Source organism: Flagellimonas lutimaris (assembly GCF_003581615.1).
Classification (GTDB): Bacteria; Bacteroidota; Bacteroidia; order Flavobacteriales; family Flavobacteriaceae; genus Flagellimonas; species Flagellimonas lutimaris.
Window position 1 is genome coordinate 77,685 of the sequence record NZ_QXFH01000076.1, and the last position, 26,155, is coordinate 103,839.

22 protein-coding genes and 2 tRNA genes are annotated in these 26,155 nt (G+C 40.2%); 16 read left to right on the forward strand and 8 right to left on the reverse strand.

The annotated features are described in order from the left end of the window. Positions 1-55: 55 nt before the first annotated feature. From rho to D2V08_RS13460, 4 genes are all read left to right on the forward strand, one after another. Positions 56-1,678: a transcription termination factor Rho gene (gene rho / locus D2V08_RS13445; protein WP_119608678.1), complete on the forward strand. Its 1,623-nt coding sequence runs from the start codon at positions 56-58 to the stop codon at positions 1,676-1,678. Between the two features lie 130 nt (positions 1,679-1,808). Next, on the forward strand, positions 1,809-2,456 hold the full coding sequence (locus D2V08_RS13450; RefSeq protein WP_119608679.1) for a hypothetical protein: 648 nt from the start codon (positions 1,809-1,811) through the stop codon (positions 2,454-2,456). Between the two features lie 134 nt (positions 2,457-2,590). Further along, the gene (locus tag D2V08_RS13455; RefSeq protein WP_147374122.1) at positions 2,591-3,157 is read left to right on the forward strand and encodes a hypothetical protein; all 567 of its coding nucleotides are present in this window, start codon (positions 2,591-2,593) and stop codon (positions 3,155-3,157) included. A 107-nt stretch (positions 3,158-3,264) separates the two neighbouring features. Then, the gene (locus D2V08_RS13460) at positions 3,265-3,951 is read left to right on the forward strand and encodes a hypothetical protein (protein WP_119608681.1); all 687 of its coding nucleotides are present in this window, start codon (positions 3,265-3,267) and stop codon (positions 3,949-3,951) included. 70 nt (positions 3,952-4,021) lie between these two features. Here the strand turns inward: D2V08_RS13460 and rpsT are convergent, their stop codons facing one another. From rpsT to proS, 4 genes are all read right to left on the reverse strand, one after another. Next, positions 4,022-4,273: a 30S ribosomal protein S20 gene (rpsT, locus tag D2V08_RS13465; RefSeq protein ID WP_119608682.1), complete on the reverse strand. Its 252-nt coding sequence runs from the start codon at positions 4,271-4,273 to the stop codon at positions 4,022-4,024. Between the two features lie 36 nt (positions 4,274-4,309). Beyond that, positions 4,310-4,381 (reverse strand) — tRNA-Glu (locus D2V08_RS13470). A gap of 57 nt (positions 4,382-4,438) precedes the next feature. Continuing rightward, positions 4,439-4,510 (reverse strand) — tRNA-Glu (locus tag D2V08_RS13475). A gap of 81 nt (positions 4,511-4,591) precedes the next feature. Then, on the reverse strand, positions 4,592-6,067 hold the full coding sequence (gene proS, locus D2V08_RS13480; RefSeq protein WP_119608683.1) for a proline--tRNA ligase: 1,476 nt from the start codon (positions 6,065-6,067) through the stop codon (positions 4,592-4,594). Between the two features lie 94 nt (positions 6,068-6,161). Here proS and D2V08_RS17220 point away from each other — a divergent pair, with 94 nt between their 5' ends. Next, a complete protein-coding gene (locus D2V08_RS17220; RefSeq protein WP_147374123.1) occupies positions 6,162-7,451 on the forward strand; it encodes a hypothetical protein in 1,290 nt (429 codons plus the stop codon). A 38-nt stretch (positions 7,452-7,489) separates the two neighbouring features. Continuing rightward, the gene (locus D2V08_RS13500; protein WP_119608687.1) at positions 7,490-8,992 is read left to right on the forward strand and encodes an OmpP1/FadL family transporter; all 1,503 of its coding nucleotides are present in this window, start codon (positions 7,490-7,492) and stop codon (positions 8,990-8,992) included. A 52-nt stretch (positions 8,993-9,044) separates the two neighbouring features. On the opposite strand, the gene D2V08_RS13505 is transcribed toward D2V08_RS13500, so the two are convergent. Both D2V08_RS13505 and D2V08_RS13510 read right to left on the reverse strand, forming a co-directional pair. Continuing rightward, on the reverse strand, positions 9,045-10,487 hold the full coding sequence (locus D2V08_RS13505; protein ID WP_119608688.1) for a T9SS type B sorting domain-containing protein: 1,443 nt from the start codon (positions 10,485-10,487) through the stop codon (positions 9,045-9,047). A gap of 116 nt (positions 10,488-10,603) precedes the next feature. Continuing rightward, complete coding sequence (locus tag D2V08_RS13510; RefSeq protein WP_119608689.1) at positions 10,604-12,406, reverse strand: T9SS type B sorting domain-containing protein; 1,803 nt, start codon at positions 12,404-12,406, stop codon at positions 10,604-10,606. Positions 12,407-12,539: 133 nt separating this feature from the next. Between D2V08_RS13510 and folE the strand changes: the two genes are divergently transcribed. After that, entirely contained in the window at positions 12,540-13,220 is a 681-nt protein-coding gene (gene folE / locus D2V08_RS13515; RefSeq protein WP_119608690.1) for a GTP cyclohydrolase I FolE, read from the forward strand. 13 nt (positions 13,221-13,233) lie between these two features. Next, on the forward strand, positions 13,234-14,715 hold the full coding sequence (gene cysS, locus D2V08_RS13520) for a cysteine--tRNA ligase (RefSeq protein ID WP_119608691.1): 1,482 nt from the start codon (positions 13,234-13,236) through the stop codon (positions 14,713-14,715). Here the strand turns inward: cysS and D2V08_RS13525 are convergent. Beyond that, the gene (locus tag D2V08_RS13525; protein WP_119608692.1) at positions 14,712-15,623 is read right to left on the reverse strand and encodes an AraC family transcriptional regulator; all 912 of its coding nucleotides are present in this window, start codon (positions 15,621-15,623) and stop codon (positions 14,712-14,714) included. The genes cysS and D2V08_RS13525 overlap by 4 nt on opposite strands. A gap of 212 nt (positions 15,624-15,835) precedes the next feature. On the opposite strand from D2V08_RS13525, the gene exaC reads away from it, so the two are divergent. The 8 genes from exaC (at position 15,836) to D2V08_RS13565 (ending at position 22,906) form a co-directional block, all read left to right on the forward strand. Then, positions 15,836-17,359 (forward strand): acetaldehyde dehydrogenase ExaC, encoded by a 1,524-nt coding sequence (exaC, locus tag D2V08_RS13530; protein WP_119608693.1) that lies wholly within the window; start codon positions 15,836-15,838, stop codon positions 17,357-17,359. 1 nt (position 17,360) lies between these two features. Then, positions 17,361-17,750: a DUF779 domain-containing protein gene (locus D2V08_RS13535; protein WP_119608694.1), complete on the forward strand. Its 390-nt coding sequence runs from the start codon at positions 17,361-17,363 to the stop codon at positions 17,748-17,750. A 62-nt stretch (positions 17,751-17,812) separates the two neighbouring features. Beyond that, positions 17,813-18,034 (forward strand): membrane protein insertion efficiency factor YidD, encoded by a 222-nt coding sequence (yidD, locus tag D2V08_RS13540; protein ID WP_119608815.1) that lies wholly within the window; start codon positions 17,813-17,815, stop codon positions 18,032-18,034. Between the two features lie 67 nt (positions 18,035-18,101). Next, complete coding sequence (lgt, locus tag D2V08_RS13545; RefSeq protein WP_119608695.1) at positions 18,102-19,064, forward strand: prolipoprotein diacylglyceryl transferase; 963 nt, start codon at positions 18,102-18,104, stop codon at positions 19,062-19,064. Positions 19,065-19,069: 5 nt separating this feature from the next. After that, on the forward strand, positions 19,070-19,555 hold the full coding sequence (locus D2V08_RS13550; RefSeq protein ID WP_119608696.1) for a DUF192 domain-containing protein: 486 nt from the start codon (positions 19,070-19,072) through the stop codon (positions 19,553-19,555). After that, complete coding sequence (locus D2V08_RS13555) at positions 19,556-20,080, forward strand: GNAT family N-acetyltransferase (RefSeq protein ID WP_119608697.1); 525 nt, start codon at positions 19,556-19,558, stop codon at positions 20,078-20,080. Positions 20,081-20,109: 29 nt separating this feature from the next. After that, positions 20,110-21,360 (forward strand): ATP-binding cassette domain-containing protein, encoded by a 1,251-nt coding sequence (locus D2V08_RS13560; RefSeq protein ID WP_119608816.1) that lies wholly within the window; start codon positions 20,110-20,112, stop codon positions 21,358-21,360. Positions 21,361-21,442: 82 nt separating this feature from the next. Continuing rightward, positions 21,443-22,906 carry a glycosyltransferase gene (locus tag D2V08_RS13565; RefSeq protein ID WP_119608698.1) on the forward strand — a complete coding sequence of 488 codons (1,464 nt, stop codon included), beginning with the start codon at positions 21,443-21,445 and terminating at the stop codon, positions 22,904-22,906. Between the two features lie 68 nt (positions 22,907-22,974). Here the strand turns inward: D2V08_RS13565 and secDF are convergent, their stop codons facing one another. Next, complete coding sequence (gene secDF, locus D2V08_RS13570; RefSeq protein WP_119608699.1) at positions 22,975-25,941, reverse strand: protein translocase subunit SecDF; 2,967 nt, start codon at positions 25,939-25,941, stop codon at positions 22,975-22,977. Between the last annotated feature and the right edge of the window lie 214 nt (positions 25,942-26,155).

The window sequence follows — 26,155 nt, forward strand, 5'->3', positions numbered from 1 at the left end:
AAATAACCTTACTTCATAATAAGAATCACACAAGTTTAACTTATTTCTTTACTTAATGTTCGAGATTTCAGATCTAAAAGCTAAAAAGCTTCCTGAGTTGCAAGAAATTGCAAAGGGTCTTAATGTTCCCAAATTCAAATCATTGAAAAAATTGGACCTGGTATACCAAATACTGGACCTTCAAGCATCCAACCCTAAGGCTGTTGCGGAAACTGTTTCAGCAACAACAGACGAAAAGCCGGCGCCAAAACCTAGAAAAGCTAGAGCTCCACGCCCTAAAGCAACGGAGACAAAAAGCACTGAAGGTGACGCTCCCAAAAAAGCGCCTCAAAAAAGAGAGCCTGGGAGCAAAAAAGATGACTCCAAACCGCAAGAAAAGCCTCAAAAAAGGGACAACAAGCCACGCGACAACAAACCGCAAGACAACAAGTCTCAAGGCAACACCCCTCAAAAGAATCAAAACAACAGGAGAAGCCACCAGCACAACAAGCCTCACCACGATAAAAAGAACAGTAATTTTGACAAGGATTTAAGAAACAGGTACAAAGAGCCTGAATTTGAGTTCGATAGCATTATTGAGAGTGAAGGCGTGTTGGACATTATGCAGGATGGTTACGGATTCCTAAGGTCTTCCGATTACAATTATCTCTCTTCTCCTGACGATATTTATGTATCCCAATCACAAATTAGATTGTTCGGACTTAAGTCCGGGGATACTGTTCTGGGGAACATAAGGCCTCCAAAAGAAGGCGAAAAATATTTCCCGTTGATCAAAGTGAACAAAATCAATGGCCTCGACCCCCAAGTGGTTAGAGACAGGGTAGCTTTTGAGCACCTTACCCCATTGTTCCCTAAAGAAAAGTTCAAATTGGCGGAAAAACAAAGTACTATTTCCACAAGAATCATGGATTTGTTCTCTCCTATCGGAAAAGGACAAAGGGGAATGATCGTTTCCCAGCCCAAAACGGGTAAAACCATGTTGTTGAAAGATATTGCCAACGCCATTGCGGCCAACCACCCAGAGGTATATCAAATCATCCTTTTGATTGATGAGCGCCCTGAAGAGGTTACCGATATGCAACGTAACGTACGTGGTGAAGTAGTTGCTTCCACTTTTGACAAAGAAGCCACCGAGCACGTGAGGGTTGCCAACATTGTTCTTGACAAGGCGAAAAGATTGGTAGAATGTGGTCATGATGTAGTAATCCTTTTGGATTCCATTACCCGTTTGGCCCGTGCCTACAACACCGTACAACCAGCTTCTGGTAAGGTATTGAGTGGTGGTGTGGATGCCAACGCATTACACAAGCCAAAACGTTTCTTTGGTGCAGCACGGAACATAGAAAACGGCGGATCACTTTCCATAATTGCTACAGCATTAACGGAAACAGGTTCCAAAATGGACGAAGTTATCTTCGAAGAATTCAAGGGTACAGGTAACATGGAGCTTCAATTGGACAGAAGAATATCCAACAGAAGAATTTTCCCTGCTATCGACCTTATATCTTCTTCTACACGAAGAGACGATCTGTTGTTGGACGAAAATACCATTCAACGTATGTGGATCATGCGCAAATATCTTGCAGATATGAATCCGGTGGAAGCCATGGAATTTATGGAGCAACGCATAAAGCAAACAAAAAACAACGAGGAATTTTTACTTACGATGAGTCAGTAAAAAAATACAACTCCTTAAACCATAAGATTACGAGCCCTTCATTTTTTGAAGGGCTTTTTGTTGAGTCAATTTATAGAAAAGACATATCTTTATTTCGGTTTCCTCAAAACTGAACTTTAAACACTTAACTATGAAAAACTACAAAAAGGCCTTTTTTGCGCTTTTAGGGGCCACATTTTTAGTACTGGGAGCATGTCAGCAAGGTCCTAAAAAAGAAGAACCAACCGAACCGAAACAGGAAAAGGTTTTACCACCTGAAGGCATTATTTCTTTGGAAGAATCCAAATCCCTCTATGATAACTACACAAGGAACAGGGTCGATATTATTCAGCAATTCGAAGCTGAACGAAGTCCTGATAAAAAACATATTCCTGCTCGTTTCACATCTTTTACCTATGCAGATATGAAAGATTATATGGCCTACGTGGAACAAGAAGCTGAAGAAGCAGGTGTTAAAGTAGCTTCGCTCCGTTTATATTTTGCCAACTATCCGGACAAGCCCGATTTTCCCGATGGCAAAAAAGTAGTGCACCCTAGACAGAATTCCATTTTTATTGTCCCCACTACCATGATGGATGGAGAGGAACGCGGATTCTATATAGACGCCGATGGAAATGCAAAACCTATTAAAGGGGTTGTTAGCAACTCAGAAACAGGTGAAAAAGGAGAACCAAACACATCACAAGCAAGTTTTGCGCCTAGTCTTTTTCAAGGTGGAAGTACAAGCTTAAACCTTAACCATGGCTCCTCAGGACCTCCACCATACACAGATTTTTAATATTGGGCGCTATGCCAGATAATCTTATCAGATTTTTAACGGATCATTTTTATATCCCCTTGTACCTAATTACTTGGATAATATCGGTGATTAGGTATAAAAGGTTTTACGATACACCTTTAAAATATCTGCCCATGCTTATAATCTATACTTTTTTTACCGAGGTATTGGGCTATTTTATTAAGTATTACAATGAATTCGTTTTCTTTTCTGATGGAAGGTATGCTTGGCACAATGTTATTATTTATAACATCTACCAAATAGTCTTTTTTATCTTTTTCTTTGAAGTTTATCGAAAAGTGCTGCAAAGACAATCACTCAAAAAACAAATACGATACTTAAGTTTTGTTTGCGTGTTGTCCTATATAATCAATGCAATTGTTTACAATCCTTTGCACCAACAAATGACCTACGCCCATATTATTGGGTCCGTGATGATGGTTTATATACTAATCATATATTTTAGGGAAAAGTATTTAGAAGATACACCCTATCCCTTAAAATTTAATCTGATGTTTTGGTTAGGTTCTGGATTAATGATATTCTACACTTTTTTCCCTATAATATCGATTATTTACCTTCTTAAACTGAATATTGGAATTCAAATTTATTTTAGACCGATATTGCTTACTTCAATAGCCTTAATGTATGGCCTTATCATCATTGGATTAGTTATAGGAAAGAGAAAAGCATTTGGATAAAGAAAAACATTTATACGAACAATTGGGCCTCCATATATGGAGGCTTTTTATTTCCTATTTTAGCCCATCGACAAAAACACAGGTAATTAAAGGATTACCCTACAATAATGGATGCCATTTATACATTTATCACGGAGCAATATATTCTTCCCTTCTACCTTATTGTTTGGTTAGTTTCCATGGCATGTTACCGCACGTATTTTGACACTCCATTAAAATATTACCCTATGTATCTTATGTACACCCTTTTAACCGAGCTATTGGGGTATTTCATAAAATTTCACGAGGAATTCCAGGTGTTAAGTGACAGTAGGTATGATTGGTACAATGTTATCATATATAATATCTACTCAGTAATCGCCTTTATGTTTTTCTACTATATCTATTGGCAAGTGCTGCGAAATGCCAAGCATAAAAAATGGATCGTAATCGGTGCAGGGATAAGTTTGTTAAGCTATATCATCAGCTTGTTTTTTCAAGACCCGTTCTATTCCAATCTTTATTATGCTGACCTTTTAGCCTCAATGGTATTGTTATTTAATATATGGTTGTATTATAAAGAGAAGAAGATTGAATTCAGCCCTTACCCCAAGAGATACAATTTGATGTTCTGGACCAGTTTAGGTTTAGCTGTTTTTCACATATTTTTCCCTTTTCTGATTATTATTGGTTACGAAGCCCCAGAAATTTGGATGGAATATAATCTTAGGGATATACTATGGATTTTTATATTGTTCATGTATGGAACATTTATGATTGGAGTATTGGTGCATAAAAGAAGAGCATTTAGATAAGTTAAGAATTAGACCAAAATAAAAACGCCCCCAAATTGGAGGCGCTTATTATATAATGTATTGACAAGATTTACATTGCTGCAACCTTGGTCATCAATTTGCTTTTAAGGTTTGCCGCCTTATTGTTATGGATGATGTTACGCTTGGCCAATTTATCGATCATACCAACAACAGTAGGCAACAAGGCTTCAGCAGCTTTTTTGTCTTCCTCGTTACGTAATTTTTTAATGGCATTACGCACAGTTTTGTGCTGATACCTGTTACGCAAACGTACTGCTTCGTTTCTTCTGATTCTCTTTAATGCTGACTTATGGTTTGCCATTGCTTAAATTTAATTCTTTCTAAATCCTTTTTTTTGTAGCCCGTAGGGGAATCGAACCCCTGTTACCAGGATGAAAACCTGGCGTCCTAACCCCTAGACGAACGGGCCATTAAATTTCAAAAACTAGGGCTAAGCCCAAATTTTAAAAGTTTCAACAACCTTTAGTAGCCCGTAGGGGAATCGAACCCCTGTTACCAGGATGAAAACCTGGCGTCCTAACCCCTAGACGAACGGGCCATTATGCTTACATAATTGCGGATGCAAAAATACAACTATTTTTAAGTCTTGCAACAGTAATTTTTATTTTTTGCTTCCTGTTTAATAAGCCTTTGCAAACAACACCCTTTGAACAGATGGTTTTCCTGTTACTATACACTCACCATCTTCTTTTTTCGCATTCAAAGGAATGCAACGAATGGTGGCCTTGGTTTCCTCCTTTATTCTGTCCTCGGTTTCGGTTGTTCCGTCCCAATGGGCAGATACAAAACCACCTTTTTCCTCTATCACTTTTTTAAACTCATCATAAGAGTCTACTTCGGTTATATGGTTTTTCCTATAATCCAAGGCTTTGTTAAAGATGTTCTCTTGAATTTCGTCCATCAAAGAAACCACCTTATCCACAACATCTTCGGCCTTTACAATTTCCTTGGTCAAGGTATCCCTTCGTGCCACTTCAAAAGTTCCGTTGGCCAAATCGCGTTGACCCACCGCCAAACGTACCGGCACACCTTTCAACTCGTACTCATTAAATTTGAATCCGGGTTTATGGGTATCCCGGGTATCATATTTAACTGTAATTCCCTTACCCCTTAACTCTTTTACCAATGGGTCCACTTTTTCTGAAATGATATCCAATTGATCCAATCCTTTATAAATAGGTACAATAACAACTTGAATTGGCGCTAATTTAGGAGGAAGCACCAAACCATTGTCATCACTGTGGGTCATAACCAATGCTCCCATCAATCTGGTAGAAACACCCCAAGATGTAGCCCAAACATATTCTTGTTTACCTTCTTTGCTCGCAAACTTCACATCAAAGGCCTTTGCAAAATTCTGACCCAAAAAGTGTGAGGTACCTGCCTGTAGTGCCTTACCGTCCTGCATCAAAGCTTCAATACAGTAGGTCTCCTCCGCACCGGCAAATCTTTCACTCTCTGTTTTGGTTCCTTTTATCACAGGAACTCCCATATAATCTTCAGCAAATTCAGCATAAATATTCATCATCAGCTCAGCTTCTTCCAAAGCTTCTTCTTTGGTGGTATGCGCAGTGTGACCTTCTTGCCACAAAAATTCTGCAGTCCTAAGGAAAAGACGCGTCCTCATCTCCCAGCGCACCACATTCGCCCACTGATTAATCTTGAGCGGTAAATCCCTGTAAGACTGCACCCATTTTCTAAACGTGTCCCATATTATGGTTTCAGAGGTTGGCCGAACAATAAGTTCTTCTTCCAATTTTGCGTCTTCATCTACAATAATACCACTACCGTCCTCCGCATTCTTTAATCTATAATGTGTAACAACGGCACATTCCTTGGCAAAACCTTCGACATGACTTGCTTCCTTGCTCAAATAGGATTTTGGTATAAACAGCGGGAAATAAGCATTCTCATGACCGGTTTCCTTGAACATTTTATCCAATTGACCCTGCATTTTTTCCCATATGGCATACCCGTAAGGTTTAATTACCATACATCCTCTAACCCCTGAGTTTTCAGCCAAATCTGACTTAACAACTAGTTCGTTATACCATTTGGAATAATCTTCCGCTCTGCTCGTTAAATTTTTACCCATGTATTATAGTTTGGCACAAAACTTGTGACTTTAGTAGTGTGATGATTGGGTAAAACTAATTATTTTTAGTATGTTCAACAATAAAAATTGCGCCATGTTAAAGTCTTTACTCCATAATAAATTTAGAACCTCCACCATATTGATGGTTGCCGCCCTCTTTATGGCCTCTTGTGGTTCCTACCAACAAGCTTCTTATTACGATGACGGCATTTATTCTACAAATGATCGAGTCGTTAGGGTTGAAAAGAAGAATGCCCAAGCAGTAAGGATTGAAGAACAGGAAAATAATATCTACGGGGATTATTTCGGCGAAAAAGCCAATGAATATGGTGAAATTTTGGATAGCGAAGTCTTTACGGATATTGATAGCTACTCTAGCCAAATGCCCAACGATACCATTCCTTATGGTGAACAAACCGATTACTACGCCTACAACAATAATTATAACGGAAATCCTGGATGGGGAGATAACCCTACAAGCGTTTCCATAAATGTCTACGACAATAGTTGGGGCTGGGGTGGTTATTATGGTTGGAACGACCCATGGTTGTGGAACGCCGGATGGGGATGGAACTATCCTTACTACAATTCGTGGGGATGGGGATGGAACAACCCATGGAGATACAATCGCTGGGGCTGGAATACTGGCTGGGGCTGGGCCGGAAACTTTGGCTGGGGATGGGGTTACCCATACAACAGTTGGGGCTGGGGAGGATATTGGAACCGTCCCTACTACGGAAGAGGATATTATGGAAGAAATTATGCTTATATGTCTGGCAGAAGAGGTTATGCTTCGCGTATTCCAGGAACCACTTTATCATCAAGAACAAATGCCTATTCAAGTAGGTTCAGAAATAATAGCGGTCGTTCCAATAGAACAATAGCAAGAAACAATAATTTGGCAAGTAGAAGCTCTAGGGGTTATAGTAACCGTTCAACTGCAAGGCGGTCGGTAAGTGCCGATGCAGTTGCTAGAAATAGAAATTATAGAACAAGTAGAAGTACCCGAACTTCGCCAAATTACAACAGAAGTTCAAGGACGTACCGTTCATATGGAACATCGCCCTCCACAAGAAGCAGTAGAAGTTACAACAGAAGTAGTTCGCCTTCAACAAGAAGTTACAGAAGTTCTGGCAGAAGCACAAGAAGTTATCAATCCAGAAGCTCTGCGCCAACTAGAAATTATAGTCGTTCTTCGAGCAGGCCTAGCTCTAGAAGTTACCGCAGTAGTGGTTCTTCAAGAAGCAGTAGGTCAAGTGGAAGCTACAGAAGTTCAGGAAGCAGCTCTAGAAGCTCAGGTGTAAGCAGGTCTTCTGGATCGTCTAGATCGTCACGTTCTTCCGGCAGTAGAGGCGGAAGAGGTGGAAGAGGCGGTAGACCATAATTCCCATAAACCGTATTGATTAATCTAAATCATAAGAAATGAAACGAATTTCAACTTTCATAATGGTATTGGCATGCACCTTCGCTAGTGCACAGACCATTGATGATGTATTGCGCTACAGCACAGAAAACCTTCAGGGAACCGCTAGGTTTCAGGCTATGGGCGGTGCATTTGGAGCATTGGGTGGCGATTTATCTGCCCTTAACATCAACCCTGCAGGTTCTGCTGTCTTTAATTTCAGTGAGATAGGCATTACCGTTTCCAATTACCACACGAGCAATGATGCCCTTTTTGGCAACACCCTTACCAATACCACTTCCAATTCTCTTGATTTTAATCAAGTGGGCGGTGTATTTGTATTCAATTCATCCAATGATGGCCCGTGGAAAAAAATTGCATTGGCTTTTAATTATGATATGGTACAAAATTTTGACAATGAATTTATAGCATCGGGTAATACATCCATAGGTGTAGATAATTATTTCCTAACTTTTGCACAAGGAGAACCCTTGGGTCCCCTTCGTACTCAACAAGGAGAGTTTATCGAAGATGCCTATTTGGATATTGGCGCCAATCTAGGTTACTCGGCCCAACAAGCATTTCTTGGTTTTCAAGCTGGGATAATAGAACCTGTTGATGACAATGACCAAAACACTTCCTATTTTTCTAATGCACAATATGCAAACGTCAACCAAAGATATTTACAAAACACTTCTGGATATAACAGCAAGTTCACATTGAATTTTGCAAGTCAATATGAAGACAATCTTTACTTGGGAGCAACAGTAAACTTCCACAATATTTTGTATGATAGGATTTCCTACTTAGATGAAGATGGCTATGATGCCGAATCTCCTGTGCAATTTACCTCATTCGACAACTTTTTACATACAGAGGGGTACGGTTTCTCTTTTAGCTTAGGAGCGATTGCCAAATTGAATCAATCCATTCGGGTAGGCGGTAGCTACCAATCACCTACATGGTATACGCTGACAGATGATACATCGCAGCGCATCAATTCCAATTTAGCGGTATCCGATATTGACTTCATTAATTTTGGTATTGTAAACCTCTATGACGAATACAGAATAAAAACTCCTGAAAAATTTACCGGTAGTGTTGCACTTGTATTTGGACAAGACGGACTTATAAGTTTTGATTATTCTTATCAAGATATGTCCAAAGCTGAGCTCAGACCAACTTCTGACCCAAGTTTTGCCGCAGAAAACGATTTTATCGCAAGTACTTTGGGCGCTGTTAACTCCTATCGCTTAGGAGGTGAATACAGAATTGACGAAGTTAGCCTAAGAGCAGGTTACCGATTTGAGGAAAGCCCTTATGCAGATAGTGATTTTGTAGGGGACCTTAATGGTTTCTCCGCAGGTATTGGTTACAACTTTGGAGCCAGCCGTTTGGACTTAGCCTATAGTAGAACAGAACAGGATGTAAATTCCTATTTTTTTGATGGCGGCATTGACAGCGCAGCACTGATCAACAGGATAAATAGCAACATTGCTTTAGGCTATACGCTGAAATTCTGAAAAGGCATAAAGAAAATATACGATAAAGGCTGGAAGAAATTCTGGCCTTTTTTTATCGAACCAAGGAAAAATGTCTCCTTACTTGTGTCGCAACCACAATACCATCGTCATCACGTTCATAATCTAGTCGAAACCAATAATCGGAAGAAGGCATATCCCTTCCATTAAAGGTTCCATCCCACCCCAAATTGGTATCTAACTGCTTTAACAATTTACCATAACGGTCAAAAATATAGACAACAGGATTGGTAAGCTCCTCCAAACCGAATACGCTCCAAGTATCGTAATAAGTATCTCCATTAGGTGTGAAAAATTTAGGATACCCTACCACAAGAAATTCAATAGGCTCCGTAATACCACAACCATTTTTATCATTGATTACAACCGTATTTACACCCGGTGGCACATCGTAAAAAATAGGGTCATCTTGAAACTCACCGTCATTAATTGCATATTCATAATTTCCATCACCTACAGGAACAATCTCTATGTTGTAGGGGTCCGTTTGGTCACTATTTACAAAATCATCGATTATCCTGACCTCATCCAACTCCGGAGTCCCATAAAAAGTAATTAATATATCATCGGTTACAGTGGTCCCAAATGTGGATTCTATGGTTACGCGGTAACGTCCAGAATTTGGACTGGATACCGTCAACTCGGTCTGTCCCGCACCTGTTGCAAGAACAGTCTCATAAGTACCATCATCATCCGCGTCCAATTCCCATACTATATTGGAAATACTTGGCCCAACCGGGGAATTCAATGCGCTCAAAACAATATCGGGATCTCCTTCACAAGCAACAATATCAAATCCTAAAAATTGATCACGTAGTGTACAATCCAACGCATTATCCTGGTCTTCATCTACAGAAGTACCCGTAAAAGTTAAGATAAAATCCTCGGGTTCATCATCAAAATTTGTGTTGTAGTTGTTGATGTATAAATAGTAAACCTCTCCAGCTGTAACATTCAACCATTCATCGTAAGTATTCTGACTTCCTTTAACGAAAGGTGCCCCTTCCCTACCGTCTATAGGGTTTATCCCTATCCCAGTAAAATTAGTCTCGTTATATTCGTAATTACAGCGAATAGGTTGTGCGCTACCATCTCCAATGATGGTGCAAAAATTTTCATTGGAAGTTTCATCAAAAGGGCCATATAAGGCAAAATCCCACTCTGCCGTAATCGGGCTTCCAGGATTTACCGGTAATGACTCAATATCAAAACCAATTTGGCCATTGGTACCTGCTCTAAACACAAACCAGCCTGTATTGTTCTCAATATTTGCAGAACTCACACTGCCTTTTTCCAAACAACCGGTCTGTGTAATTACTTCGGGGTCAAAATCATCGATATCGCCACCTCCATCGGTGGTTCCCAAAATAGGCGCATCTGCACAAACAGGTATTGCTGTTCTGCAATCTGGGGAGTTTTGCGCGCTTACCACTTGGAATAGAAAGAAACAACAGACAGCGCTTAATAGAGCTCTCATAGAATTTTGGGGCTAAAGGTTATTCTATTTATAACCTGTATAACTCCTTAATTCACTGTTTTAGTATGTTTTTATCCGAAAAATTTGCAGTTAATCGATAAACGGATAAGTCTGTATTATCGCCTCAAAGAAAAATGGCTTTGCAGATATTTGGCATAGGTTCTATTGCCATCATCATCCACATAGGACAATTTGAACCAATAATCCGTGGAAGGTAATGGCCTACCTTTAAAACTTCCATCCCAACCAGTGTCAAACTCCGTCATTTGTTTGATGAGTTTACCATATCGATCGTAAATGCTAACTATCGGTGAATTTAAGGTAGAAAGTCCTTCGATATGCCAAGTTTCGTTCAACACATCGCCATTGGGTGAAAAAATGGCCAAGAAGCCAACCACAACTATCTCCTCCTCAACTTCACCACAACCATAAGGATCTCTCATGCTTACCGTATGTACTCCTGGAGCAACACCTTCAAAAACATTACTGCTCTGAAAATCATCTCCATCCATACTAAATTCATATTCCCCATAAGTTTCCGTATTGATAGTGACCGTATTGTTTACGCTCATATCCTCAATATCAATACTGGTAATAACCGGTAGATTGGATATTGCAACGGATACTGTTCGTGAGGCTTCACAAACAATTCCATTGGATTGATTGGTGACTGTCAAGGTATATTCTCCCGCTTCCGAAACCATAATGGATGGTATTTGTTCTCCTGTACTCCATTGATAAGTGTAATTTGGATTCGGTTGCATTTCACCAATCTCGACACTTCCAACCGCTTCACAGATGACCGCTTGCTCATCAAAATTTAAAACCGGGGTTTCTATAGCGTTCAAAGTAAAACTTTGGGATGCATCATAGCAATTTGGGTTTGCCAAGGACGTGGTTCTAACATAAATAATCTCAGAACCTCCCATTAGCCCATATTCTTTTTCCAAGGGGTTTATCCCAGCTTCAGCATCAAGCTGCGTGTTATAATAACTGACCATGAAATTATCTGGATCCATAGCTCCGAGAGCTTCCGAATTCTTGCTGTCCAATTCAAAGGTCATATTCTCCTCATAGCAAAATGTTTCATCTTCCACTATTCCAGAAATAGGTACCTCATTAAAACCAACTTGCACATCACTTACAATATTTTCTGCAGAAGTTATAACAACAACACGATATTGACCAGAGTTTTGAACATTCAAAGTGGCACCTGTAGCACCTGAAATCAGCTGATAACCACTTCCCGAGTCCACATACCATTCATAACCAATAGCTCCAGAGGTAGAGGCATCCAAAACCATATTTCCTCCCTCGCAAGCAGCAATGGGCGGCCCCAACAAATTGCTAACGATGAAACAATCCAAAGCACTATTGGGATAATCCACCCAAATATCTCCGGTGAACTGAATTGAAAATCCTGAATTAATGTTACTAAAATTATTAATGAAGAGATAGTAATCCTCACCCGCTTCAACTTGAAGCCAATCCTCGTAGTGTACTGAATCCTCATCTCCCGTCGGGTCTACTCCCACCCCTATAAAACTGGTGTTTTCGCTATTATCAAAAAAATTGCATCGGATGGGCTCTCCCAAGTAACTACAATCACTGGCACGGTATAGGGCAAAATCCCAATCCTCGTTGCTATTATGACCAATATTGAAACCTAATTGTCCAGCTTCGGCAGTCCTAAACCGGTACCAGGCAGAATTTGATTCGATAGTACCCGTAACCGTCGGCTCTAAACACCCACTGGACGGAGCTCCATTAAAGTCATCAACACCAAAACCATTGGTGCCTCCGTTTATAGGAGTATTACTGCATATAGGAATTGCATCGACACAATCTTGGACAACCTGCGCTTCCGCAGTCTGCCAAAATATTAACAATAGTAAGGTCTTTGCGAAAAGTTTAAACATAAAAGACTGTAGGTTTGGGCATTATAAAAGTACCTTGGTATTTGCCTTAACAATAATTTATGTTGTCAAACCCCTTATACCAGATGTTAAATCGGTCATTAATGTATATCTTTGCTCTCCTTAAGCAATAGCTATGAAACTAGAGCAGGCATTGGAAGAACAACATGAAGAAAGAGGAAACGACCACGTTGGTTCCTCAACGGATACCCCAATGAGGGAAGATGCATTTGTATTGAGCGATGAAGAAAAAATCGAAAGAATACAAAAAAGTGTAAGGGAAATTATGCTTACCCTTGGTCTCGATTTGGATGATGACAGTTTAAAGGGCACACCCAAACGGGTGGCCAAAATGTATGTACAGGAAATCTTTGGCGGGTTGCATCCCGATAGAAAGCCAAAATCATCAACTTTTGACAATAAGTACAAGTACGGTGAAATGTTGGTTGAAAAAAATATCGTGGTTTACTCTACATGCGAACACCATTTACTTCCCATCGTTGGACGGGCACACATCGCCTATATCTCCAATGGAACAGTAGTTGGTCTCTCCAAAATGAACCGTGTGGTGGATTATTTCGCAAAACGACCGCAGGTTCAGGAGCGTTTGAACATTCAAATTGTAAAAGAACTTCAAAAAGTATTGGGTACGGAGGATGTTGCCTGTGTTATAGACGCCAAACACCTTTGTGTAAATTCCAGGGGAATACGTGATATCGACAGTAGCACAGTAACTGCAGAGTATGGTGGGAAATTCAAGGATGAAGCCACACGAAGGGAGTTTTTGGACTACATCAACCTAGATACTGAATTTTAATCCTAAAAGATTAATGCAACTCTATAAAGACCAAGCTTTACGAATCCATAATTCACTTACTGGTAAAAAAGACTTATTTGAACCCATAAACGAAGGCCACGTTGGCATGTATGTTTGTGGACCTACAGTGTATAGCAACGTGCACTTGGGGAATTGCCGAACCTTTATGTCCTTTGACATGATTTTCAGGTATTTCAAACATTTGGGCTACAAAGTTCGATATGTCCGTAACATTACCGATGCCGGACATTTGGAGAACGATGCAGACGAAGGGGAGGACAAAATAGCCAAGAAAGCAAAACTGGAGCAAATTGAACCTATGGAAGTGGTACAGCGCTATACTGTAGATTTCCACAATACCCTACAGCAATTTAACCTTTTGCCTCCAAGTATTGAACCCACGGCTACCGGTCACATTATAGAGCAAATAGAAATTATAAAGGAAATTCTTGAAAAAGGATTGGCCTACGAAGTAAATGGTTCAGTGTATTTTGATGTGGTCAAATTCAACGAAAACCACGATTACGGGAAGTTGAGTGGTAGAAAGTTAGAGGATATGATCACCCATACCCGCGAACTTACCGCTCAGGATGATAAAAGAAACCCACAGGATTTTGCTCTTTGGAAAAAAGCAGAGCCACAACACATCATGCGTTGGCCATCACCATGGGGTGACGGATTCCCAGGATGGCACTTGGAGTGTACAGCCATGAGCACCAAGTATTTGGGCGAAACTTTCGACATTCACGGTGGCGGAATGGATCTTAAGTTTCCGCACCACGAGTGTGAAATAGCACAAGCAGAGGCCAGCACTGGTAAATCACCCGTAAACTATTGGATGCATGCCAATATGTTGACCCTGAACGGCAGAAAAATGTCCAAATCCACGGACAATAATATTTATCCTGCCGAGATTTTCAGTGGTGACAACAATATCTTGAGCAAGCCATACACTCCTTCAGTAGTGCGCTTTTTTATGATGCAAGCACACTACACCAGTATCTTGGATCTAAGTGACGAAGCCTTACAAGCATCTGAAAAAGGATACAACAGATTGATGGACGCCTTGGAGAATGTCAACAACCTAAAAACAGGCGATACGTCTGATTTTGATGTTACCGCATGGAAGCAGATGTGTTATGACGCCATGAACGACGATTTCAACACACCAATCCTAATTGCACAGCTGTTTGAAGCCGTTAAGCATATTAATCTAATAAAGGAGGACCAAGAAACCATTTCCAAGGAAGACAAGACGTTATTGGCAAATACACTAAATGCTTTTGTTTACGATGTTCTTGGAATCGAAAATCAATCGATGACAAAAGATGATTCCAATGCACTTAGTGGTGTAATGGAACTATTGATTGATATTAGGAACGAAGCCCGTGCCAATAAGGATTTTGCCACTTCCGATAAAATTAGGGATGAACTTGTAGCTTTGGGCATTCAATTAAAAGATGGGAAAGACGGGACTACTTTTAGTCTTAACTAAGAATGTTTCACAAATTTTGATTGGTACTCCCCAGGGGAAACATGGATTTTTCGTTTGAACAAACGATTAAAATAGGAGCGGTTCTCAAAACCACATTCCATATATATCTCCTTTATTTTACGATTGGGGTCTTTTAATAAGTCAATGGCCATTTTTATGCGCTCACTGTTAATAAAATCTATCGGTGTAACCCCCAATTCTTCCTTGAAGGTCTTATGAAAATGGGATTCGCTCATACACGCTTTCTTACTCAAATCGCTGACGCACAACGGTTCGTGCAAATGTTGGGATATATATTCAATAACATAAGCCAACCTATTCGTTGAACTATACTTTGAGGCATTTTGCACATAAGTTTCCCTCGAATTTCCCTGTAATATTCGAATAATGAGTTCCTGGAGCATATTGTCCACAAAAAAATCCTTGGAAGGATGATCTTCCGTAAACAAATAAAGTAACCGTTGGATAATGCCATATATACTGGCGTCGTTGGTAAAATGGTAGTTATAGTCTATCAGTGCCCATTCGGAACCATCGTGCTTGGGCATCACCTCATTCATTAAGTTTATTACCTTGTTGATTTTCTCATCGGATATGGCCATGGCCAAACAACGTGTAGGGTTATCTTCATTGGCTTCTGGAAAATCAATGCACATGACCTCATTGGATGGAAGTATCAAGGATTCGCCCGGCAAAAAATTAAAAGATTTTTTATCACGTAAATGCATCACTTTTTTACCGATCAACATGGAAGCAAGCACAGGTTGGTCAAATTGAAGGAGTACTTTTTCCGCCTGTAAATGTGTCTCAAAAACATGCATTGACGCATTGTTCAATGTATAAGAAGTTTGATTCTCGACCAAGTGCTCAAGTTTTCTTTCCCTAAAAAATTTCTCTGGCAACTGCATGCAAAATGATTACTCCTTAATATATTATATAAATACTTGCTAAATATAAAAAATATGATGTGATATTTTGTTAAATAAATAAAAACAAAGAGGATTGGTCATATCTTTAATAGAATTCGTCAGACGCTAGGGATTCAAAATCAATACTTTTAGAATCAGTCATTTGGACAAAGGTTGTCCGACACACAAAATTAACTTTAATAACACGTATTATGAGCAATGTAAAAACTACTGAGCGAAGTATTTTGGAAAAACCAAAGTTCAAAGATCAGTATGAAAATTTCATCGGTGGAAAGTGGACCCCACCGACAAAAGGAGAATATTTTGACAATGTTTCTCCTGTAGACGGAAATGCATTTACCAAAATTGCACGATCAACTTCAGAAGATATAGATAAGGCTATTGATGCCGCTTGGGCAGCTGCACCAGAATGGAACAGCTCTTCTGCCACCTATAGAAGTAACCTATTATTAAAAATTGCGGACGTAATGGAGAACAATCTCGAGATTCTGGCCCGTGCAGAAACTTGGGACAATGGTAAAGCCTTACGCGAAACCCGTGCTGCGGATATGCCCCTGGCCGTAGATCACTTTAGATATTTTGCAGGAGTTATACGAGCAGAAGAAGGCTCCGTGAGCGAGCTGGATTCCAATACCGTTTCCATGAACATTATGGAACCACTAGGTGTTGTGGGACAAATTATCCCTTGGAATTTCCCAATTTTAATGGCCGCCTGGAAATTGGCGCCCGCATTGGCCGCAGGGAACTGTGTGGTATTGAAACCCGCAGAGCAAACCCCTGTAGGAATCTTGATTCTGATGGAATTGATCGAGGGTATTCTTCCAGACGGTGTGCTTAATATAGTAAACGGATTTGGTCTTGAAGCAGGAAAACCTTTGGCTTCCAGTTCAAGAATCAAAAAAATCGCCTTCACAGGAGAAACCTCCACAGGGCAATTAATTATGCAATATGCTTCCAAAAACATCATCCCGGTCACATTGGAATTGGGTGGTAAATCTCCCAACGTTTTCTTTGAAAGTATTATGGAGGCAGATGATGAATTCTTCGACAAATGCTTGGAAGGTGCCGTAATGTTTGCATTAAACCAAGGTGAAGTTTGCACTTGTCCTTCAAGAATTCTGGTACAGGAAAGCATTTATGATAAATTTATGGAACGAGTGGTTGAGCGTACAAAAGCCATTAAACTTGGACACCCATTAGATCCAAATACTATGATGGGCGCCCAAGCATCCAATGATCAGTATGAAAAAATCCTGAACTACATCCAAATTGGTAAAGAAGAAGGATGTGAGGTACTTGCTGGAGGCGAGGCGGCATACAACGAAGGTCTCGAAGGCGGATATTACATTCAACCCACCATTTTAAAAGGAAATAACAAAATGCGCGTGTTCCAAGAAGAGATTTTTGGACCAGTGGTCTGCGTCACCACATTTAAGGATGAAGCCGAGGCCCTTGAAATTGCCAACGATACCCTTTACGGATTGGGTGCCGGGGTTTGGACTCGCGATATGCACCAAGCCTATAAAATTTCCAGACAGATACAAGCTGGTAGAGTTTGGGTAAATTGCTACCACAACTATCCAGCCCACGCACCATTTGGAGGATATAAAAAGTCCGGTATCGGACGAGAAAATCACAAAATGATGCTCAGCCATTATACACAGACCAAGAACATGTTGATCTCTTACGATAAAAACAAATTGGGCTTTTTCTAGGATGGAAAATTTGATAAAACGAGTGTTGGTTTCCGACCGTGCTATAAAAATCATTGACCAACTTAGGGATCACCATGGTGAGCTTATGTTTCACCAAAGTGGAGGATGCTGTGATGGCTCATCCCCAATGTGTTTCCCAAAAGGCGAGTTGATGACCAATGAAAACGACGTTAAATTGGGAACCATCCATGGGTGTGATTTCTTTATGAGCAAAGATCAGTTCGAATACTGGAAACACACACAACTTACCGTGGACATTACTACCGGTCGCGGTTCCAGTTTTAGTTTGGAAATTCCGATGGGTATTCGTTTTGTCATAAAGTCACGACTTTACACAGATGATGAACGGGATCATTTAGAACCCCTGCAATCAACTTCCGAAGAAGTTTAAATCAGGCCCCGACTTTGTCGGGGCTTTTTGCTACCTTGTATTTTCTTTTAGGAATGGATAACATGAAGAAAATATTGATAGCACCTTTTGTTTTGTTGGTCAGATTTTACCAGCTTTTTATTTCTCCCATGTTGCCCTCAACTTGTCGCTATTCCCCAACTTGCTCGCAATACACCTTGGAAGCTTTAAAAAAACATGGCTTGTTTAAAGGAGGATGGCTTTCCATAAAACGTATTGTAAGCTGTAATCCCTGGGGAGGAAGTGGTTATGACCCCGTTCCATAAAAATTGAAGTTTAAATAAAACCGTGCAACCGTTCAAAGTCGTTATATTAGTCCCAAAATTTAGATAAATGTATTTCCTTGGATTTAACTGGAACCCCGAAGGCACCCTTTTTAAACTGGGTTTTTTACAAATAAAATATTACAATCTTCTTTGGATTGCAGCCTTTATTCTCGGCTGGTTCATCATGAAAAAAATCTTCCTGAACGAAAAGAAATCCATGGAAAAACTGGATTCCCTTTTCATTTATACCGTGGTCTCTATTATGCTGGGAGCCCGTTTGGGTCATGTATTTTTTTATGACTGGGATTATTACAAGGAGCATTTGGCAGAAATCCTTTTGCCTATTCGAGAAAGCGCGAACGGTTCCTTATTTGGCATCATCAACGGCTACGAATTTACCGGGTTTACAGGCTTGGCAAGTCATGGCGCTACCATTGCAGCAATTATTGGTATTTGGTTATACACCAGAAAATGGAAGGATATCAAAATGCTTTGGTTATTGGACAGGTTGGTAGTTCCGTCGGCCATTGGAGCTGCTTTTGTACGATTTGGTAATTTCTTCAATTCCGAAATCAATGGAAAAGTAGTGGACAAATCTTATTTTTTGGCTACACGGTTTATACGAGATTCGGATGATATGCCAGCGTATCAAGCCATGGCTCTCACCAAGGAACAAACTCCAAACGCAGCTTACAAAGCCATTCAGCATAATCCGGAATTTACCGAAGTTTTGCAATCCATTCCATATCGTCATCCAGCACAGTTGTATGAGGCAATTTGTTACATTTTCGTGTTTATCGCTTTATACCTTTTGTATTGGAAAACCGATTGGAAGAACAAACCTGGGTTTCTCTTTGGATTGTTTATGGTGCTCTTGTTTGTGGTTCGCTTCTTTGTGGAATTCTACAAAAAGAGTCAAGGTGGTTTTGAAGATACATTGGGGATGCTTTCCACAGGACAATGGCTCAGCATCCCAATGATACTCATCGGTTTTTACTTTATGATCAAACCTGAACCCATAGAACTTTAAAAACTATGATTCAACTTGAAAAAATAGCTCTATTTGTTTTTATCCTTGTTTTGGGTTCATGCAAAACCGAATCCAAACAAGCACTTAAAACAGAGACTATTTCCTTTACCAAAGAGGGAGAGCTTGCTGTATTGTCCTCAGAAACGGATTTCATAAAGGCAAATTTTGATATCGAGATTGCCGAGACGGAATATGAAACCCAAACAGGACTTATGTACAGAAAATCTATGAAAGAAGATAGAGGAATGTTGTTCATTCAGCCTACAGAGTCCTTACAATACTTTTACATGAAGAACACCGAAATCCCTTTGGATATCATTTACATCAATTCGGGAATGAAGATTGTTAGTTTTCAAAAAAATGCAGAACCATTTAATGAAAACACACTTCCTTCCAATGCCCCTGCCAAATATATATTGGAAATCAATGCGGGACTTTCGGACCAATTGGGATTGCAGGTAGGTGACAGTATCTCGTTTTCTCGGAATTAAATGTCAAAATACCTCTTAGAAAATCAAGAGACTGGACGATTGGCATTTCGCAAATTGGAAGAGTCGGATTTCGAGGAGTGGCTGCCTTTTTACCACAATCCAAAATCGACCCAATTTTGGGAAGGATTGCCCGCTGACCCAATTGAAGCCTGCAGAATACAATTCGATAGGGTTTTTGAACGCTATGAAAACGATTTAGGCGGCATGAATGCCCTAATTTCAAAAGAATCGGGAGCATTGGTTGGAATTTGTGGCCTGCTTGTTCAAACCGTGGATAATATAACTGAATTGGAAATTGGCTATTCCGTGCTTCCCAAGTTTTGGTCACAAGGCTACGCTTTTGAAGCGGCACAAAAATGCAAGGAGTTTGCTTTTGATAACAATTTTGCGTCCTCCTTGATTTCCATCATCCATGTGGACAATATTCCATCGCAAAAAGTCGCTGCAAAAAATAGGATGTTTCTGGACAAAACCACAACCTACAAGAATAATCCAGTCCATATTTTTCGAGTGAATCAAGGATAATTGTAATTTTGGCCAACACCTTTTACCAAATGAAGCTACCCATAAGCTATGCTATCCTAACCCAAAACAATTCCAATACCAAGCAACTGGTTGAAAATTTGCTGAAAAATCGACCTGTCAATGGATTAAGTGAACTGCAGCCTTTGAACGGACTACTTTTTTCCCGTTCAGAAATCAATCGCTTCATGGATGAAGAGGAGCGCCATGATATCAAAGTTTTGACTGAGGAGAGCGGACAAGCTTTGAAAACGATGAGCAGTGGCGAGCAAAAAAAAGCATTGCTTAAGTATTTGCTTCAACAGAATCCAGATTTTATGGTGTTGGTAAATCCTTTTGACAATTTGGATGTGACCACACAAGCCAAGTTGAAGGAACAACTTTTGGATATCGCTTCCAATAAAATTCTGGTTCAACTAGTCAGTCGATTGGATGATATTTTACCTGTGACCACCAACTTTTTTAAACTGGATGGAGACAGTCTTCATCAATATGATTCTCCGGATACTTTTTGGAACGAAAACAAAACTAAAACCTTCAATTTTAATGACACCATACCATTGCCGTTATCTCCCTTTGAAGTTGAAAACCCCAAATTGGTCAGTTTTAAAAATGTATCCGTAAGTTTTGATGGTCGTCAAGTCTTAAACCAAATTAATTGGACCATCAAAAAGGGAGATTTTTGGCAATTGATCGGCCCCAACGGCAGCGGAAAATCTACTTTGTTATCCATGATTACAGGAGATAGCCATAAAGGGTATGGCCAAGACCTCACCATTTTCGGGCACAAAAAAGGTAGCGGTGAAAGTGTTTGGGACCTCAAACAAAAAATCGGCTACTTTACACCGGCCGTCACCAATAAATTTAGAGGCTATCACAGTCTGGAAAATATGATTATTTCAGGGCTCCACGATTCCATCGGACTATATGTGCAGCCTACGGACAGTGAAAAGCACTTGGCCAACGAATGGCTGAGCCTTTTAAACTTAAAGGATAGAAAAGAAGACCACTTTCGCGATTTGACCGCTGGGGAAAAACGATTGGTAATGGTAGCCAGGGCCATGGTAAAACATCCTCCCTTACTTATTTTGGATGAGCCCACAGCTGGTCTGGACGATGTCAGCGCCAACTTATTTGTCGCCCTGGTGAACAAAATAGCCAGGGAAAGTGATACGGCCATCGTTTTTGTATCCCATCGGAAAGAGCCACAACTAACTCCAGAATATATTTATGAGCTGAATCCATCCGAAAAAGGCTCCACTGGCATCAAGGTGAAAACCTAAACACTTCTTAAACAACGATTTAACCAAATCACCTGTTTTTTTGCTATCTTATAGGGAATTCGAACGTTAACCATTCCCATACATGCAAAAAATCAATGTAAAGCCGGGCGCCAAACTTGTGGATTACAAGGCGTATGGCTCTCTCTATTCCTCAGTTCTGGATTTTACGGAACAAGCCAAAGAACCTATTGAATCACTTAAAGGACAAACTATTTGGATGATCAATTCCACTGCTATCGGTGGTGGTGTAGCCGAAATGCTACCCAGCCAAATGCGGATATTGCGAGAACTCGGGGTATCTATCGAATGGCTTGTGATCGAAGCTAAAAAGGATGCGTTTTTTGATTTGACAAAACGTATCCACAATGCCATTCATGGAAGTGGCAACGGAGTTTTTACGGAGGATGACCGCAAGGTTTACGAAGAGGTTAATCGCAACAACCTCGCAAAAGCTTTAGAACTGATCAACGATGGTGATATTGTGGCGGTCCACGATCCACAACCGATGCCCTTGGCAGCGATGATCAAAAAAGAAAAGAACGTTTCCATTATTTGGAGGTGCCATATTGGTTTGGAAGAAGACACGGAGGTAACAGATGCTGTATGGAAGTTCTTGGAACCTTACACAAACGATTATGACCATTTTGTATTCAGTCTTCCCTCCTATGTTCCAAAGCCTTTAAAGAACAAAACATCCATTATTCCTCCGGCTATTGACCCCTTGAGCCACAAAAACCGTGAGCTGCAATTGCACAAATGTATCGGTATTTTGTATCAATCAGGAATTTTGGACGACCACAAGGCCATTCTTTATCATCGGTACGAACATTTGGTAAGAAAAGTAATGCCCGATGGTTCATTTGATGTGTTGGACTCTGGTCAAGATTTGGATTTGATTTATCGCCCCATTGTTACCGAAATTTCTCGGTGGGACCGGCTCAAAGGTTTTAAGGAATTGATGGAAGCCTTCATTAAAATGAAGTTGGACAACCGAAAATATGGCGACCCAAAAAGCTTGGAATATAAACGTATTGAAATGACCTTATTGGTGATGGGCGGTCCCGACCCTGCTTTTGTGTCGGATGACCCAGAAGGCAAAGAAGTACTGCAAGAACTAACTGAAACCTATAAAAAAGTGGACAGTAGTATGCAAAATGATATTGCCATCTTATTGTTGCCATTAGACAATCCGAAGCAAAATGCGTTAATTGTAAATGCACTTCAGCGAACATCAAGTATCATTGTTCAGAACTCAATTCAAGAGGGGTTTGGACTTACGGCAACAGAAGCCATGTGGAAAAGAAAACCGGTATTGGTCTCGAATGCTGCAGGACTTAAATTTCAAGTAGTTCATAATAAAACAGGGCAAATAAATCCTGACCCAACAGATATTGAAAGTTTATCCAAAACCTTGGCATATATGCTCAATCATCCAAAGGAAAGGGATAAATGGGGCTTTAACGGCCAGCTCAGGGTAATCCAAAACTTCACCCTGTTCAGCCAATTATTATCCTGGCTGGAGACATTATCAAAAAACAAAGCATAGCTATAAAAAACAAAGGCCCTCAAAATTGAGGGCCTTTGTTATAAAGTGTAATATAAAAAAACGAAAAACTATGCTCCTGTAGCAGCAGCAATTTTCTTCTTTAATGAATCGAACATTACGGGGGTTGCAATAAATACAGATGAGTATGTACCTACAATTACACCTACAATCATTGCGAACATAAATCCTCTTAAGCTTTCACCTCCAAAAATGAAGATGGCCAACAACACGATCAACGTGGTAAGCGAGGTGTTCAACGTTCGGCTCAATGTACTGTTCAATGCCAAGTTGATATTTTTCCCATTATCCCATCCTTTTAAACCGGTAATTTCACGAATACGGTCGAAAACTACCACCGTATCGTTCAGGGAATAACCTATTACCGTCAGAATGGCCGCGATAAAGGCCTGGTCTATTTCCATGCTAAAAGGCATAATGGTTCCAGTCAAGGAGAAGATACCCAATACAATCATCACATCGTGGAATACGGCGACCACGGCACCCAAAGAGAATTGCCATTTTCTAAATCGCAATAGGATATAAAGGAAAACCACGGCCAATGACCCAATAATCGCCAAGAAGGCATTTTTCTTGATATCATCCGCAATGGTTGGCCCTACTTTAACAGACTGTAGGATACCAATGGATTTTTCGGATGCGCCGACGGTGAAATCTTCAAAAGAAGTTCCATCTGGCAAATAATTTTGAAGCGTAGTATAAAGTTTATTCTGGATTTCATTATCCACTTCCACACTTTCTTCGTCCACTTTGTATGGTGTGGTAACCTTTATTTGGTTGGCATCACCAAAAGTTTTCACATTGGTTCCACTACCAAATACAGTATTCAATTCCGAAGCAATTTCCGATGGATTGACTGCTTTTTCAAAACGGATTTGATAAGAACGCCCCCCTATAAAATCAACCCCTTGCTGAAGTCCATTGGTAAGCAATGAGAAGACGCTAACTGCGACCAAAATTGCAGAAACAATGTATGCTATTTTACGCTTGGACAAGAAGTCGATGTTCATTTTGGTGAACAGGTTCTTGGTAATTGCTGTACTGAAATCCAATCTGCGTCCTTTCTTGTTGGTGTAGGCATTGATCATCAAACGAGTGACGAAGATTGCCGTAAACAAAGAAGTAACGATACCGATCATTAATGTGGTGGCAAAACCTTTAATAGGCCCTGATCCAAATATAAATAAGATGATTGCAGTAAGTCCCGTGGTAATGTTGGCATCCAAAATGGAAGACAAAGCATTTCCAAAACCGTCGGCAATGGCTTGGGCTTTTCCTTTCCCACGAGCCAATTCTTCTTTAATTCTTTCAAAAATAAGTACGTTGGCATCCACCGACATACCAATAGTCAACACGATACCAGCAATACCTGGCAACGTCAACACAGCTCCTAAACTGGTCAATACACCAAAAATCAAAAGGATATTGAAAACCAATGCGATGTCTGCGAAAACCCCAGCCCTACCGTAATAGAAAATCATCCAAACCAACACAAAGGCCATGGCGATCATAAAGGACATAAACCCACTATCAATAGCTTCTTGTCCCAATGATGGACCAACAACTTCCGATTGAATGATATCTGCAGAGGCAGGCAGTTTACCTGCACGCAATACGTTGGCAATATCTTTTGTTTCGTTTACAGTAAATGTACCCGTAATTTCGGAACGTCCCCCAGAAATTGGTCCAGAAGAAACTCCTGGCGCCGTGTAAACCTTGTTATCCAAAACAATGGCAATTCCTGTTTGGTTGTTATAAGCATCACCGGTCAACTCTTCCCATTCCTTAGCACCACGAGTATTCATCGTCATACTAACAGCAGGTTTATTGAATTGATCAAATGTATCCTGTGCATCGGAAACTACATCGCCGCTAATTCTAGGAGTGCCTTCTCTATTCGATTTTAGAGCGTACAAATCAACCACCTCAACATCCTGTGCTGGACGTTCCCAAAGGAACTTGACAAACTGAATGTCATTAGGTAACAATCTTTTTATTTCTGGCATTCTCAAATAACCACCGATTTCGGCAGTATCGGAAACCATAGCACGTGCAATAGCGTGACTACCTGGATTGGCCGGAATCAATTTGCCTAATATTGGATTGGCATCTTGGGTCATATCCAATGAATCTTGGGCCACATCGGAGAGTAAAGAATCAATCTCAGATTCAGGTTTTGAAACCTCATCTTCTGTAACTTGAGGCTCTAATATATCTTTTAAACGCTCGTTGGCATTAACCAAGAAGGTTCCAAGGCTTTGGTTGCTCTGTGGATAGGTTTCCCAAAACTCCAATTGTGCCGTACTGGACAACAATTCTTGGGCGCGGGCAATATCTCTTGCCCCTGGAAGCTCAACCAAAATTCTTCCTGAGTTTCCTTCTCTTTGAATGTTTGGTTGGGTTACACCAAAGCCATCGATACGCTCACGAAGTACTTCAAATGCAGAAACAATGGATTCATCAATCTTTCTTCTGATGATAGGTTTTACTTCATCATCCGTCATTTGGAAATTGATGTCATCGCTAAGACCCTTATTTGCGAAAATATCGGGAGATGCCAATTTGGTATCACCTTTAATATTATCAAAAGCTTCGAAGAACAGCTCCAAATAAGTGTCATCACTATTTGTTGATGCTTCATCGGCATCGGCCAATGCTTTGTTGAAAACTGGGTTCTTGGTATTATTGGCCAAGCCTTTCAAGATATCCTTTACGGAAATCTGCAAAGTAACATTGATACCTCCTTTAAGGTCCAATCCCTTGTTCAACTCTTTTGTCTTGGCATCCTCATAGCTCGTAAAGCCCAAAACAGTATTGTCACTGATGGAATCCAAATACGATGCCTCTAAAGCTTCACGCTTTGCAACATAATCTTCCTCAGCTTCCGAAATTTGGCTAACTGCGTATGCTTCAGCATCATTCTCCAACTTATTAGTGATAAAAGTGTAGGATAACTGATAGATGCTCACCAAGCCAAAAAGGATCGCGAAAAGCCTTATAAGTCCTTTATTCTGCATTGATTGTTAATTTTTTAGAAGTTTTCTTAAACAGCGTGCAAATATATCATTTCCGATAAGATTTGACAATAGAAATTGATGTAATTGCAATTACAGTTGATGGTTATGCTGTTAAAATGAAATTGTCATTCCAAACAAACCCAGAAATCTCCATGTAAACCGATGGGCAATTTCCTTATAGTTACATCCGAAATGACAATTTCTCTATTTATTG